Source organism: Caulobacter sp. DWR3-1-2 (genome assembly GCF_049896225.1).
Classification (GTDB): Bacteria; Pseudomonadota; Alphaproteobacteria; order Caulobacterales; family Caulobacteraceae; genus Caulobacter.
In genome coordinates this window covers 142,416-156,013 of record NZ_JAFCTW010000010.1, presented here as the reverse complement: position 1 = coordinate 156,013, position 13,598 = coordinate 142,416, and the positions used below count along the sequence as shown (strand labels likewise).

9 protein-coding genes and 3 pseudogenes are annotated in these 13,598 nt (G+C 65.9%); 6 read left to right on the top strand and 6 right to left on the bottom strand.

Annotated elements, in window-relative coordinates; genetic code table 11:
- Nucleotides 1–115: 115 nt before the first annotated feature.
- On the bottom strand, nt 116–892 hold the full coding sequence (locus ACP696_RS14975) for an alpha/beta fold hydrolase (RefSeq protein WP_426011308.1): 777 nt from the start codon (nt 890–892) through the stop codon (nt 116–118).
- 311 nt (nt 893–1,203) lie between these two features.
- On the opposite strand from ACP696_RS14975, the gene ACP696_RS14970 reads away from it, so the two are divergent.
- Nucleotides 1,204–1,830 (top strand): tyrosine-type recombinase/integrase, encoded by a 627-nt coding sequence (locus ACP696_RS14970; RefSeq protein WP_426011309.1) that lies wholly within the window; start codon nt 1,204–1,206, stop codon nt 1,828–1,830.
- Nucleotides 1,831–2,174: 344 nt separating this feature from the next.
- Here the strand turns inward: ACP696_RS14970 and ACP696_RS14965 are convergent.
- Nucleotides 2,175–2,322, bottom strand: a pseudogene (locus tag ACP696_RS14965) (phosphoribosylamine--glycine ligase N-terminal domain-containing protein); the annotation flags it as partial.
- 189 nt (nt 2,323–2,511) lie between these two features.
- Here ACP696_RS14965 and ACP696_RS14960 point away from each other — a divergent pair.
- Together ACP696_RS14960 and ACP696_RS14955 are read left to right on the top strand one after the other, a co-directional pair.
- Nucleotides 2,512–5,550 carry an alkaline phosphatase family protein gene (locus ACP696_RS14960; protein ID WP_426043982.1) on the top strand — a complete coding sequence of 1,013 codons (3,039 nt, stop codon included), beginning with the start codon at nt 2,512–2,514 and terminating at the stop codon, nt 5,548–5,550.
- A 482-nt stretch (nt 5,551–6,032) separates the two neighbouring features.
- On the top strand, nt 6,033–6,659 hold the full coding sequence (locus tag ACP696_RS14955; protein ID WP_426043981.1) for a site-specific integrase: 627 nt from the start codon (nt 6,033–6,035) through the stop codon (nt 6,657–6,659).
- Nucleotides 6,660–7,003: 344 nt separating this feature from the next.
- On the opposite strand, the gene ACP696_RS14950 is transcribed toward ACP696_RS14955, so the two are convergent.
- Complete coding sequence (locus tag ACP696_RS14950; protein WP_426043980.1) at nt 7,004–7,453, bottom strand: GNAT family N-acetyltransferase; 450 nt, start codon at nt 7,451–7,453, stop codon at nt 7,004–7,006.
- A gap of 162 nt (nt 7,454–7,615) precedes the next feature.
- A complete protein-coding gene (locus ACP696_RS14945; RefSeq protein ID WP_426043979.1) occupies nt 7,616–8,275 on the bottom strand; it encodes an alpha/beta hydrolase in 660 nt (219 codons plus the stop codon).
- A 272-nt stretch (nt 8,276–8,547) separates the two neighbouring features.
- On the opposite strand from ACP696_RS14945, the gene trbB reads away from it, so the two are divergent.
- From trbB to trbE, 3 genes and pseudogenes are all read left to right on the top strand, one after another.
- Nucleotides 8,548–9,456: a P-type conjugative transfer ATPase TrbB gene (trbB, locus tag ACP696_RS14940; protein WP_426043985.1), complete on the top strand. Its 909-nt coding sequence runs from the start codon at nt 8,548–8,550 to the stop codon at nt 9,454–9,456.
- A 103-nt stretch (nt 9,457–9,559) separates the two neighbouring features.
- Nucleotides 9,560–9,820: pseudogene (locus tag ACP696_RS14935) on the top strand (TrbC/VirB2 family protein); the annotation flags it as partial.
- 1 nt (nt 9,821) lies between these two features.
- A pseudogene (gene trbE, locus ACP696_RS14930) lies at nt 9,822–12,040 on the top strand (conjugal transfer protein TrbE); the annotation flags it as partial.
- A gap of 89 nt (nt 12,041–12,129) precedes the next feature.
- On the opposite strand, the gene ACP696_RS14925 reads toward trbE, so the two are convergent.
- Nucleotides 12,130–12,255 (bottom strand): hypothetical protein, encoded by a 126-nt coding sequence (locus ACP696_RS14925; protein ID WP_426012443.1) that lies wholly within the window; start codon nt 12,253–12,255, stop codon nt 12,130–12,132.
- A 32-nt stretch (nt 12,256–12,287) separates the two neighbouring features.
- Nucleotides 12,288–13,364, bottom strand: a complete 1,077-nt coding sequence (gene dinB / locus ACP696_RS14920) for a DNA polymerase IV (RefSeq protein WP_426043978.1) — start codon at nt 13,362–13,364, stop codon at nt 12,288–12,290.
- Nucleotides 13,365–13,598 lie beyond the last annotated feature (234 nt).

Genomic DNA, 13,598 nt, shown 5'->3' with positions numbered 1-13,598 from the left:
GCTCGATCCGAGCCCACTGATCGTCCCGAAGAACTTCGCCTTCCAACACCGCCTCCAAAAAGCAGCGTTGAATCAGAACCGCCTCTCGATGGGAATCCTAAATCGTCACTACGGCCTAGTCAGTGGTCTGAACTATGATCCGAGCTGTTTCTTCGGGCTGGTCCCAGTGCGGAAAATGGCCGCACTTGTCAAACAAGTGCAGCTTGGCGTTCGGGAAAGCGGCCTGAGCGCGGTGGGCCTGTCGGGGTAGGAGAAGACGATCCTGACGGCCCCAGCCGATGGTCACGCGTCCGGGCGTGAAAGCCGTTCCAGCTTGTAACGGGCCGCTTGCCAACTCGTGCACCACCTCGTCGAAAACCCGGGTGGCGGCGAAGGTCCGCATCTCAGTCAGGACGATCTCGGGCGCGAGCGCCCACGGTCGGTCGGATAGCTGCGCCAGCAGGAGTGTCCGCGTGCCAGAATGGCGCGAAAGGAACGGCATCACCGGTTGGAGCCCTCGCACAAGCCGAATAGATGCCAAGATGGTGGTCTGGAAGAACCGCGTCTCCCAGCCTCGCCAGAATCCGCCCGGGTCCAAGGCGACGCAGTGGCGACCGACGCCCCGACGCGAGAGCTCCAGGACCAGGCGGGCGCCTACAGAACTGCCGACCAGATCCACCGCGCCAAGTCTTTCACGGTCGATGAAGTCTGTCAGGGCGTCGGCAAAGGCGGACATGGTTTGCCGTCCCGGGACCGGCGGCGACTCACCATGTCCGGGCATGTCGATCAGGATCAACTCGCGCGAAAGGCTGAGCGTCGGCGCGATGGTGTCCCACGACCGTATGCTTCCGCCAAGGCCGTGGACCATCAGCAGGGGAGGGCCAACGCCCATGCGCTCGAAATGCAAAGCCATGCTGACACAACGTCGCGTGGTTGCGGTGGTTCAACATAACACGCTGGCTTCTGAGTAAATGTGCGAAACTATAGGCCTCTCTTGGCGCTGTGTTTCTCACCGAGTTTTCTCGCCTCGATTTTGAGGTGAGCCGGACACGTTTAAGCATGTCACACCTCTTGCGAGGCGAAAGCGCTACAGCGTCTTCCATCTGCCGGAGGCCTCGTGGCCGTGACCAGCAATACTCTTGCGTAACAGCTTTCGCTGCTGCCTGAACGCGGAAAACGAGTGTAGAATTTAGAGGAGGGACGTTGGCGCGCTGGAGGCGTGACATGGCCCAGCTCGACCTTTTTCTTTCGCCCAAGCAACCTTGGAACCATCGCAAGCTCATCGGCCCCAAGCCGCCTTTTCAGCCCAAGCACGTTTGGGGGATCAGGCAGCAATTGAAGACCACGGGGCGTGTTCGTGACCTTACGCTATTCAACTGTGCGATCGATGCGAAGCTTCGCGGATGCGATCTGGTCAAGCTGCGGATTTGCGATGTCGCCCCAGGTGGTTCGCTGCGCGCACGCGCCACAGTCATCCAGCAGAAGACCGGCCAGCCGGTGCCGTTCGAGATCACCGAGCCGACGCGAGACTCTCTGGCTACCTGGCTGCAGCGCCGCGGTCGCCGAGCTGACGACTGGCTCTTCCCAAGCCGGTCCCGGCCTGGCGAGCACATCACGACCCGCCAATATGCTCGGCTCGTAAATCACTGGGTGGCGATGATCGACCTGGAGCCCTGCGCCTACGGCACGCATAGCCTGCGCAGAACCAAGGTGGCGCTGATTTACAAGAAGACAGGAAACCTCAGAGCTTGCCAACTGCTGCTTGGCCATCGAAAGCTCGAAAGTATCGTGCGTTATCTTGGGATCGAAGTGGACGATACTCTTGAAATGTCGGTGCAGGTCGCCCTGTAGCGCGCCTCCAAAATTTTAGGGGTGGAGCTATCGGACTGTCCCGAACGCTCCTCATCATTTTTACGGAAGTACTCGGCTATCGCTTTCCGTCGATCGTCGATTCTGAGGACTCGCGTCTCAAGCTGAGCAGCAAAATGTTCTGCTTGCGGGCAGCGCGTTAGGCCCGAGATATTGTTGTTGATGATCACCTGCTCACGCTGCCAAGCAATGTCGGCAGGATCTGAATAATTCGAGACCATAGCGTTGATAAGTGCGCGGTATCGCATCATAACATCGGTCAGACGTCGCACTAGCCAGGTGATTGGCTAGTTATCCATGCTTGGTGCTCGAAAAATGCTCTAGACATCGGTGAGCCTGAGGCTGCGCACCTCGGCGACCTGCTCGATCCCCGGATTGCCGGGAGCGGCCACCAGCCGGCGCACAGCGGCAACCGGCGATCTTCCAAGCCAGGGTGTGTTCGCGCCCACCGGATCCGACGAGGAGAATGGTCAGCTATTCTCTGAGCCGGGGCGTCGCGCGGGCCGGGCGCCGGGTCAAGGCGACTGCGCCGTCCACCAAACCGAACGCCCTCGACCAACAAATACCCCTTATCGTAGATATAATTGACACAACTCTCTATAAGGTAGCACCCTCCCGCCGCGTCTTGAGCGGTCTTGAGAACGCCAACCCGGGGGCATTGCCATGACGATCCAGAACATCGAACACATCGTCGTGCTCATGCTGGAGAACCGCTCGTTCGACAGTATGCTGGGGTGGCTCTACGAAAAGGACTCGCCCGCAGCCTACGTCCCGACGACCACCGGCGCGCCTTTCCGGGGGCTGCAGGCGATCAATCCGAACGACTTCGTCAACACCGCCTTGAACGGCAAGCTCAGCGTCAAGCCCACGCGCGGCGTCCAGGGCTTCACTGTCCCCGACATCGCGCCTGGCGAAGAGTTCGACCAAGTCCTAACCCAGTTCTACGGGACCAACAGCCCCGCCCCAGGCGCACCGGTCACGATGAAGGGCGTGCTGGAGGATTTCGTCGAGGTCCTGCAGAAGCGCAAGGTCGCCGAAGCCGACATCCTCCGCCTGGCGCCGATGGTCATGCAGAGCTTCACCCAGGGCCAGGCGCCAGTGCTGAATCAGCTGGCGCGGCACTATGCCGTCAGCGACGCCTGGCACGCCTCGGTGCCCTCGCAGACCAATCCCAACCGTTCGTTCCTGATGTGCGGCACCTCCAACGGGATGATCAACAACGGCGACCTGGAGACCGACCCACAGGCCAAGGCCCTGGAAAAGATCCTGGGCATGGCCATCGGCGACGACCGGGTAGACGCCCCGACGATCTTCAACGCCCTGCAGACGGCCGGCGTCGACTGGAACGTGTTCTACCAGACCAGCTACCTGCCGCAGAAGATCTCGGCGCTCCTGGAATACCGCACCGCCCTGCTGGCGCTGCTGGTGGTCAGCCCCCTGATGGCCGCCGCCGTGGCGGCTCTGCTGGTGGCGCTGGATCCCTACGTCAAATATCTGATGGACCTGACCTCGGGCGAGCTGGGCTCCTGCTACACTTGGCGCCTGTTCCCGCAGATCAAGGACAAGGTCCCCAACGCCGCCCAGAAGTTCCAGAAGCTGGACGACTTCCACCGCAAGGCTCGCGCCGGCCAGCTGCCGAAGTTCAGCTATATCGAGCCGTTCTGGTCGATCGCCCACAGCACGACCGACAACCCGACCTACGAGAACCTGTTTTCGGCGCTGGGCAACGACTACCACCCGCCCGGCAGCGTCCTGGCGGGCGAGCAGTTCGTCAAGGAGGTCTATACCAGCCTGATCTCCAACCGGGAGGCCTGGAACAAGACCCTCCTGCTGATCACCTTCGACGAGTTCGTCGGCTCGTTCGACCACCAGACGGCCGACATGCAGGCGGGCGCCGTGCAGCCGCCCTGGGCGCCGAACGGCCAGCCGCCCTACAAGAATTCGGCCGGCTTCAAGTTCGATCGCCTGGGTGCGAGGGTGCCGACGATCGTGATCTCGCCCTACGTCCAGAAGGGCACGGTGTTCCGGTCCTCGACCCAGACGCCCTTCGACCACGCCTCGGTCATCGCCACCACCCTGAACGCGATCGGCCGCAAGGACCTAGTGGCGCAGTTCGGCGCGCGGGCCAGCGCGGCGCCCACCTTCGACGGCGTCCTGACGCTGAACCAGCCCCGTTCGGACGCCGCGTCGCTGGCCTTCCTGGACACCCCGCGCGCAGCGGGCGACCTGGTTCACTACGGCGACACATTCAACCTGAAGAACCAGAACGGCCAGTATCTGAGCCCGGCCTACTGCACAATGAAAGTCGCCGGCGGCGGGTCGGTGATCCCAACCTCGCTGACGGAAATCTGCGCGGACCTGGGCGTGGCCGCCTACTTCCCGACGCTCGGCGCCCAACCGGCCCCGATGACCTTCGTGACGTCCGCGCCAGATCCGGCCGCCCAGATCGCCAACAACAGCCAGGTCCTGTTAGTGTCGCGCGAGTGGACCTCCGGGGCGCACAACATCCTGGGCGACTGGGCGGACTCCCACGACTGCTACTATTACGACGAGTACCTGGACGGCGATAATCTCAAGAAGCAGACTTGGATCGTCCAGAAGCTGGCCAACCCCGACCAGCCCCTGCGCTTCGGCGACCAGATCCACCTCGCCAACCTGTACGCCCAGGACAAGCGCCTGACGCGCGACACCCGGTTGTGGCAGTCCGAATGGATCGCCATCGCCGCCGAAGGGGACTACTGGACGGTCGAACCGGCTCCGGCCCAGGTGGCGTCCAACGGCTGGAACGGCGCGCCGCCCTTGGCCGCGATCGCCGCGTCGCAGCAAGGCGGCTCGCGCGGCGCCCAGCTGTGGGGGATCGACACCTCCGGCCAGCTGCGCTCGACCTTCCAGATCAGCGCCGGCGGTCCCTGGTCGGGGTGGTCGGAGGTCTGGAACGGCCTCTCGCCGGGTCAACTGCGGTCCCTGGCCGCCGCCCAGCAGAACGACGGCAAGGTGCGGCTCTGGGCCGTGGACGTCGGCAATGTCCTCTATTCCAACGCGCAGACCGCGCCGGGCGGCAACTGGACGGGCTGGTCGCCCGGCGGCTGGTCCAATCCGCCGCCGCTGCGCCTCATCGCCGCGTCGCAGCAGGGCGGGCCACGCGGCGCCCAGTTGTGGGGCGTCGACACCTCCGGCCAGCTGCGCTCGACCTATCAGGAGACGCCCGGCGGATCCTGGTCGGCCTGGTCGGGCGTCTGGAATGGCGCCTCGCCGGCCAGTCTGGTCTCCCTGGCCGCTACCCAGCAGAACGACGGCAAGGTCCGCCTCTGGGTGGTCGACGCCAACCACTTGCTCTATTCCAACGCCCAGGCCTCCCCGGGCGGCAACTGGACGGGTTGGTCGCCCGGCGGCTGGTCCAACCCGCCGCCGCTGCGCACCGTCGCCGCGTCCCAGCAGGGTGGTGCGCGCGGGGCCCAGCTGTGGGGGATCGACACCTCCGGCCAGCTGCGCTCGACCTTCCAGGAAACGCCCGGCGGATCCTGGTCGGCCTGGTCGGGCGTCTGGAACGGCGCCTCGCCGCCCAACCTGGTCTCGGTGGCCGCCGCCCAGCAGAACGACGGCAAGGTGCGGATCTGGGTGGTCGACGCCAACAATGTCACCTATTCCAACGCCCAGACCTCGCCGGGCGGCAACTGGACGGGGTGGTCGCCGGCCCTCTAGCGATCCTGTGACGGTAACTCGATCACTCAATCATCATCGACGAAGCCTTTTTGGCCTTGGCTCGCCGCACCATGAGCCAAGACCGCGTGGCTGGCATCGAAGTATCAGGGGAGCGCGCTTATTCGCGCGGCGAATGCTGGAACTGCTGGCGAGGGCTAACCGAATGGCCGCACCCTTCTCAACTTGGCTGCGCGCTTGCGCCGATAGGGTTTCTCCGGCGGCGCCCACAAGGATACAGAGTTATCGCTTGGCGCGCCTCGGGCCGACACGCCGTGATCTACGACGCAGGCGCGAGGGCATGATTGGGGACAATAAGGTCCTGGCCTCGTCGCCGGCGGTGGTCGTTGGCGGCGATCATTGCCGATCGGGCGCCGGCCTGACGGTCGTCTTTCCGGACCGACGCCAAAGTCCGCTTATGGCGCTAAACGCTGAAAACGAGTGTAGAATGGAGAGGAGGGACGTTGGCGCGCTGGAGGCGTGACATGGCTCAGCGCGACCTTTTTCTTTCGGCCAAGCAAACCTGGAACCATCGCCGACTCTTCGACCCCAAGCCGCCTTTCAAGCCCAAGCACGTTTGGGGGATCAGGCAGCAATTGCAGGCCGCGGGGCGTGTTCGTGACCTCGCGCTATTTAACTGTGCGATCGATGTGAAGCTTCGCGGATGCGACCTGGTCAAACTGCGGATTTGCGATGTCGCCCCAGATGGCTCGCTGCGCGCACGCGCCACGGTCATCCAGCAGAAGACGGGCCAGCCGGTGCCGTTCGAGATCACCGAGCCGACGCGAGACTCCTTGGCGATCTGGTTGCAGCGCCGCGGTCGCCGAGCTGACGACTGGCTCTTCCCAAGTCGGTCCCGGCCTGGCGAGCACATCACGACCAGCCAATATGCTCGGCTTGTAAATCACTGGGTAGCGATGATCGACCTGGAGCCCTGCGCCTACGGCACGCACAGCCTGCGCCGAACGAAGGTGGCGCTGATTTACAAGAAGACGGGCAATCTCCGAGCCTGCCAGCTTCTGCTTGGTCATCGAAAACTTGAAAGCACCGTGCGTTATCTCGGGATCGAGGTGGACGATGCGCTGGAGATGCCAGAGCAGATCGACCTTTGAAGTCACTTCACAGCTTGGATGAGGTCGTCCGTGGGTCGGGCTGTTGCTCTGCCCACTCCTGCGCCCTTCCCAGAAAATACTTTCAGCGCGGCCCGCTGATCTGCGGGGCTGAGATCCTGCGCTTCAAGCTCGGCGGCGAACCGCTCTGCGCGTGGACATCTGGCCAGGCCTGCGATGTGCTCATCTGCTCACGCGCCAAGCGATGTCGGCAGGGTCTGATGAGGTCCAGCGGCCCATGGCTTACCCTGTGCGCAGCCCCGAACATATCACCGGGGAAGACGTGGCGTCAGGTGAAACGAACGTCGTGTTCCTGGAGCGATCCCAAGGTCCGCTCCTGGCGCAACTCAGCTGCGCTTTCGTAGGGCGCGGGTGAAAATCTCGCCGCTTTCGACAAAACCCGTGGCGAGACAGAATGTGTGCAGATCCCCGTGCTCGGTCGGCGCGTGAAGCACAAGCTCGCCGCACCCCGCGGAGCGGGCGGCCTGGGAGACTGCCTTGAGAAGCAGGCGGGCGACCCCGTTTCGACGCCGGTCTGGATCGACGAGGAGGGCGGAGATCCACCCCACCTTCAGGTCGGCCGTGAGAACCGAATGCCAATGCACCGCGATGACACCCGACGGCGGACCCCATTCGTCGGCGATGAGCAAGGCCCCAGATTGGTCCTGCATGGCGCTCAGGCGCGGGGCAAGTTTGTCCCGGGCGATGGTCAGGCCCGCTGTTTTGAGCAGTTCAACCAATCCGTCCACGTCGCCATTGTCGGCGGCTCGAATAGACAGGCCATGGCGGCTCGACATGGCGGTTGCGTCTCCTGGTCGCGCGGGGTTGCGGTCCTGGCCGCTCACGCGCAAGCCATAGAACGCCTGTCTGGCTGTTGGAAGCGCGCCAGGGTTCTGGTTTGGCGGCAACGCCGCGGGCCCACATCGATTTTGTGGAGGTCGTGAGCGGAGGTTTGCCGCTCAGGCGAAGCGCTCGATCAAAAAGCGCGCGCCGAGCTGAAGACCCAGCTCGTCGATGCTGTGGCCCAGACCTGGCGAGACGTGGGATGCGACCTCGAAGTCCAGGCCTTTGAGCTGGACGTCGGCCTGATGCAGGGCTTCGACGGGTAGGACCTCGTCGCGGTCGCCGTGGATAAGCAGGATCGGTGGCTTGGTCACGACCTCGGCGGCCAGGGCGTCGGGGTCGGCCAGCATGCCCGAGAAGCCGATGACGCCGGCCAGGGTCCTGGTCCGGCGCGGTCCGATGTGCAGCGCCATCATCGTGCCTTGGCTGAAGCCGACCAGCGCCAGCTTGTCTTCGCTGAGGCTGTGGGCGGCGAGCTGGGCGTCGATATAGGCGTTCAGGGCTGGGGCCGAGACGCGCACGCCCGCCGCGCGCGCCTGCGGCGCCAGGCTGGTCAGGGGCCACCATTGACGGCCATAGGGCACGCCGTCGCAGGGCTGGGGCGCGTCGGGCGCGAGGAACAGCGTGTCGGGCAGGGCCGAGGCCCAGTGGGGCGCCAGGTTGATGAGGTCCGCGCCGTTAGAGCCGTAGCCATGCAGGAAGATCACCAGCGACTTGGCCGGGCCGCCGGAGGCGGGCGCCGCGCGGGGACCATCGTGCGTGGGAATCTGGGTCATGGTGGTTCCTGATCGGTTTGGCGGCTGGGCGCTCTTTATAGCCGCGTGGATTTCGGCGCGCCTAGACTTGAACAGAGCGTCGTCGGATCGTTTTGCGACCTTCGTCGGCGGCGTGAACCTGCCGATCGCCTGTCTTTGTACGCCACGGTACGACCGGCCGATTTGGCTGTTGAGATCGGCCGGGTCTAGGTCTTCTTACTCGTCCCCGTAAGCAACGGGGACCCGCCGTGGACCTTTCCGAAACCAAAGCCGGACTTGAGCGCAGCCGCCAGATGCTGCGCACCGCCCTGGGCCCCAGGCTGCTGGGGTTGCTGGAGGATCCGGGCGTGGCCGAGGTCATGCTCAATCCCGACGGCCGCGTCTGGATCGACCGCTTCGATGTCGGCCTGGTCGACGCCGGGTTGACCATTGGTGCGGCCGCCGCCGAGCGAATCTTGCGGCTGGTGGCCCATCACGTGGCCGCCGAGATCCATGCGGATCGGCCGCGGCTCTCGGCTGAGCTCCCCGGCACGGATGAGCGCTTCGAGGGCCTGTTGCCGCCCCTGGTGGCCGCCCCGACCTTCTCCATCCGCAAGCCCGCCAGCCTGGTGTTCTCGCTCGGCGACTATGTCCGCGCAGGCGTGATGACCGAGCGGGAAGGGCGGGTGCTGGCCGCCGCCGTCGCTGATCGGGCCAACATTCTGGTCGCGGGCCCGACCTCCAGCGGCAAGACCACCCTGGTCAACTCCCTTCTGGCCGAGGTGGCCAAGACCGGCGACCGGGTGATCCTCGCCGAGGACCTGCGCGAGATTCAATGCGCGGCCCCGAATCAGGTGGCCCTGCGCACGCGCGAGGGGGTGGCGAGCCTGTCGGACCTGGTGCGTTCGTCCCTGCGCTTGCGGCCCGATCGCATTATCATCGGTGAGGTGCGCGGGGCCGAGGCCCTGGACCTCATCAAGGCCTGGGGGACAGGCCACCCCGGCGGGGTTGGCACGCTTCACGCCGGCTCGCCGCTGGGCGCGCTCCTGCGGCTGGAGCAGTTGATCCAGGAAGCCGTGGTCACCGTGCCACGCGCCCTGATCGCCGAAACCATCGACCTGATCGCGGTCCTTTCCGGGCGAGGGCGACAGCGTCGCCTGGCGGACCTCGCGCGTCTGGACGGCCTGGCGTCCGACGGCGCCTACCAGCTCAGCCCTGCCTGAGATCCCGCCCCTAAAACCCCGGAGTTTTCCATTGTTCCACCGACATCGCGCGGCGGCTTCGCCGCACGCAAACCCTCACCCGCGCCCGCTGCTCAGCGGCTTGATGCTGGCCTCGCTCCTCGTGGCCGGCAGCGCCCAGGCCGCCGGCTCGTCCATGCCCTGGGAAGAGCCGCTGCAGCGCATCCTCGAGTCGATCGAGGGATCCGTCGCCAAGATCATCGCAGTGATCATCATCATCGTCACCGGCCTGACCCTGGCCTTCGGCGAGACCTCCGGCGGCTCGCGCAAGCTGATCCAGATCGTCTTTGGGCTCAGCATCGCGTTTGCCGCGTCCAGCTTCTTCCTGTCGTTCTTTTCGTTCGGCGCAAGCCCAGGCCTATCCGGTCAGCGCCTTTCCCGATCCGGTCTCGGCCTTGGTCGACGAGGAGCGCAAGGCCGCCTTCGTCCAGACCGGCGATCACTTCGAGAGCCGCTACTTCCTGACCCTGACCTATCTGCCGCCGGCCGATCGCCGAGGTCGCAATGAGAGTCTGTTCGTTGAGGGCCGAGCCCGGGCGGGGCTCGATTGGCGCGCCGAGCTGGCCGGCTTCGTTGATCGCTCCGATCGCCTTCTGGCCCTGCTGGATGGCCTGATGCCCAAGGCCGACTGGCTGACTGACGCCGCGACCTTGAGTTTCCTGCACGGGGCGGTCTCCACCACCCGCTAGGCGGTGGGTGTTCCCACGACGCCCATGCACCTGAACGCCCGGCCGGCGACGGAGGCCCTGACGGGCGGGCTCTAGCCGCGCCTGGGCCTCTTGTACCTGCGGGTCCTGACCCTGACCGGCTTCCCGTCCGCAACGGCCCCGGGCCTGCTCGACGAGCTCAATCGCCTGGGCATGACCTATCGCTGGACCACCCGGGCGATCTGCCTGGACAAGACCGATGCGGCCAGCCTGCTGGGCAAGATCCGGCGTCAGTGGTTCGCCAAGCGCAAGTCGGTGCTGGTCCTGCTGCGCGAGGCGCTGACCCAGGAGCCGTCGCCGCTCGTCGATAACGACGCGGCCAACAAGGCCGCCGACGCCGATCTGGCCCTGCAGGACCTCGGCGGCGACGCGGTGGCCTATGCCTATGTCACCGCCAGCCTGGTGGTCTGGGACGAGGACGCAGGATTAGCCGCCACCAAGCTGGCCCTTGCCGAGAAGGTCATCCAGGGCCGCGACTTCACCGTCATCCGTGAGAGCGTCAACGCCGTGGAGGCCTGGCTGGGTACCATCCCGGGTCATGCCTATGCCAATGTCCGCCAGCCGCCGCTCTCGACCCTAAACCTTGCCCACATCGCCCCGATGTCGGCGGTCTGGGCCGGGCCTGCGCGCAACGCCCATCTGGATGGCCCGCCTCTACTGATCGCCAAGACGGCCGGCTCGACCCCGTTTTGGTTGAGCCTGCATGTCGGCGACGTCGGCCACACCCTGATCGTCGGGCCGACCGGAGCGGGCAAGAGCGTGCTGCTGGCGCTGCTGGCCCTGCAGTTTCGGCGCTACCCGCAAGCCCGGGTCTTCGCCTTCGACTTCGGCGCCTCCAGCCGGGCGGCCGTGCTGGGCATGGGCGGGGAGTTCCACGACCTCTCCGGCGACGGCGGGCCGGCCCTGACCCTGCAGCCCCTGGCGCGCATCGACGAGCCCGACGAGCGGGGTTGGGCGGCCGGCTGGCTCGCTGCGGTTTTGGCGCGGGAGGGCGTGGCCATCACCCCGGCCGTGCGCGACCACCTCTGGGCGGCGCTGGCGAGCCTGGCCAGCGCGCCGGTCGCCGAGCGCACCCTGACAGGCCTGGTGGCCCTGTTGTCGAACCAGACGCTCAAGGCCGCGCTCGGGCCCTTCATCCTGAGCGGACCGTTCGGCCGGTTGCTTGACGGCGCGGGCGAGGCGTTCGGGAAAGCCAGCGTCCAGGTCTTCGAGACCGAAGGCCTGGCGCGCGGCGCGGCTGCCCCGGCGGTCCTGGCCTATCTCTTTCACCGCATCGGACGGCGGCTGGACGGTCGGCCGACCCTGATTCTGATCGATGAAGGCTGGCTGGCGCTCGACGACCCGGCCTTCGGCGCCCAGCTGCGCGAGTGGCTTAAGACCCTGCGCAAGAAGAACGCATCGGTGATCTTCGCCACCCAGTCGCTGGCCGATGTCGTCGAAAGTCCAATCGCCGCCTCGATCGTCGAGAGCTGCCCGACCCGGATCTTCCTGCCCAACCCGCGCGCCCTGGAGCCGCAAGGGGCGGCGGCCTATGCCCGGTTCGGATTGAACGATCGGCAGATCGAGATCCTCGCCCGGGCCACGCCGACCCGCGACTACTACCTGCAATCGCGGGTCGGCGACCGCCTGTTCGACCTGGGTTTGGGGCCCGTGGCCCTGGCCTTTTGCGCAGCCTCCTCCAAGGCCGACCAAGCCGCGATCGGCGAGGTCTGGCCGCCCATGGCCCCGAAGGCTTCGCCGCCGCCTGGCTGCGTCGCCGGCGCTTGCCCTGGGCCGCCGGACTGCTGGTCGGCTCCTCGGCGGACGCCACGCGCGCGCCCCGTCACCTTCCAACCCCCTCATCGGAGATGCTGTCATGACCCTGACCCGACGCCGTCTGGCGGCGGCGCTTCTGGCCGGCCCGGCCCTGGCCGGTCGCCCACGACGAGGTCCATGTTTTCTGGTCGCGCTAGGCGCCGGGCAGGAGGTACATGAGCGCCCAGGCGGCCGCGCCGACGATCAGCGTCACGGCGAGCAGGCTGGCCCAACCGGCGGGGGTCAGCAGGCGGGCGGTGGGGCGAAGGCGAGGGGGCATGGAGAGAACCTAGAGCAGGGCGGAACGGCGCGCTAGCCGATCAGCGCCGGTTGGGGCAGGCGCTCGGCCGGCGCGGCTTGGAAATTGGACACCGTCACCCCGACCAGGCGGACGCCCTTGGGCGAGGGCAGGACCGAGCCGATCAGGTCGCGGCCCAGGCGGCGCAGGTGCTCGCGGTCCGCCACCGGGCCGGGCGCCGAGCGGCTGCGGGTCGCTTGCTGGAAATCGGCGAACTTGATCTTCACCGTCACCGTGCGGCCAAACGCCTGGGCGGTCTCGCACCAGCCCCAGACCTTGTCGGCCAAGGCCAGGACCTCCGCCTCGATGGCGGCCGGGTCGGTCAGGTCGGTCTCGAAGGTGGTCTCCGAGCCCGATGACTTGCGCACTCGCTCGCCATTGACCGGGCGATGGTCCTCGCCGCGCGCTATGGCGTGGTACCAAGGCCCAGACTTACCGAAATGCTGCTGCAGGAAGGTCAGCGACTGGCGGTTCAGGTCCTCGCCGGTGTGGATACCCAGGCGCTTCATCTTAGCTTCGGTCACCGCGCCGACGCCATAAAAGCGGCCGATCGGCAGGGTCTGGACAAAGGCTTCGCCCTTGCCCGGCGCGACCACGAACTGGCCGTTGGGTTTTCGCTGGTCGGAGGCCAGCTTGGCCAGGAATTTGTTGTAAGAAATCCCCGCCGAGGCCGTCAGGCCCGTGGCCTCCAGGATGCGGGCGCGGATTTCCTTGGCCGTGTCGGTGGCGGTGGCCAGGCCCGCGCGATTGGCGGTGACATCCAGATAGGCTTCGTCCAGCGATAGCGGTTCGATCAGGTCGGCATAATCGGCGAAGATCTCGTGGATCTGGCGCGACACGGCCTTGTAGACCTCGAACCTGGGCGGCACGAACACCAGCTGCGGACATTGGCGCAGCGCCGTGGTCGAGGGCATGGCCGAACGCACCCCAAATTGGCGCGCCTCGTAGCTAGCGGCGGCCACCACCCCGCGTCGCGCTCCATGGCCAACGGCAAGGGGGCGGCCCTTCAGGCTGGGATCGTCGCGCTGTTCCACCGACGCATAGAACGCGTCCATGTCGATATGGATGATCTTGCGCGGGAACTTGGTCATGACGACCCCGACCCTAGCAGAGCTAGAACGGAACAGGAACTGTTCGCTGCTTGAGTCTGGCTTTACCCCGGTTCGCCGGCCATCATGTGGAAGAGCGCCAATTATCGATTGAAGCCGTCGTAATGGGCGTCCGAAAAAGATGCGAAAGTCAGCAAATTTGGGCGACTATAACGCGAATTTTATGTCAAAAAGTCTAAGTTAAAACAAGGGTTTAGCGCGATCCAAAATGACGTA

Excerpts from the sequence above, each read along its gene's own strand:
- ACP696_RS14975 (WP_426011308.1), bottom strand. The coding sequence starts at position 892 with ATGGCTTTGCATTTCGAGCGCATGGGCGTTGGCCCTCCCCTGCTGATG.
- ACP696_RS14970 (WP_426011309.1), top strand. The coding sequence starts at position 1,204 with ATGGCCCAGCTCGACCTTTTTCTTTCGCCCAAGCAACCTTGGAACCAT.
- ACP696_RS14960 (WP_426043982.1), top strand. The coding sequence starts at position 2,512 with ATGACGATCCAGAACATCGAACACATCGTCGTGCTCATGCTGGAGAAC.
- ACP696_RS14955 (WP_426043981.1), top strand. The coding sequence starts at position 6,033 with ATGGCTCAGCGCGACCTTTTTCTTTCGGCCAAGCAAACCTGGAACCAT.
- ACP696_RS14950 (WP_426043980.1), bottom strand. The coding sequence starts at position 7,453 with ATGTCGAGCCGCCATGGCCTGTCTATTCGAGCCGCCGACAATGGCGAC.
- ACP696_RS14945 (WP_426043979.1), bottom strand. The coding sequence starts at position 8,275 with ATGACCCAGATTCCCACGCACGATGGTCCCCGCGCGGCGCCCGCCTCC.
- trbB (WP_426043985.1), top strand. The coding sequence starts at position 8,548 with ATGCTGCGCACCGCCCTGGGCCCCAGGCTGCTGGGGTTGCTGGAGGAT.
- ACP696_RS14925 (WP_426012443.1), bottom strand. The coding sequence starts at position 12,255 with ATGCCCCCTCGCCTTCGCCCCACCGCCCGCCTGCTGACCCCCGCCGGT.
- dinB (WP_426043978.1), bottom strand. The coding sequence starts at position 13,364 with ATGACCAAGTTCCCGCGCAAGATCATCCATATCGACATGGACGCGTTC.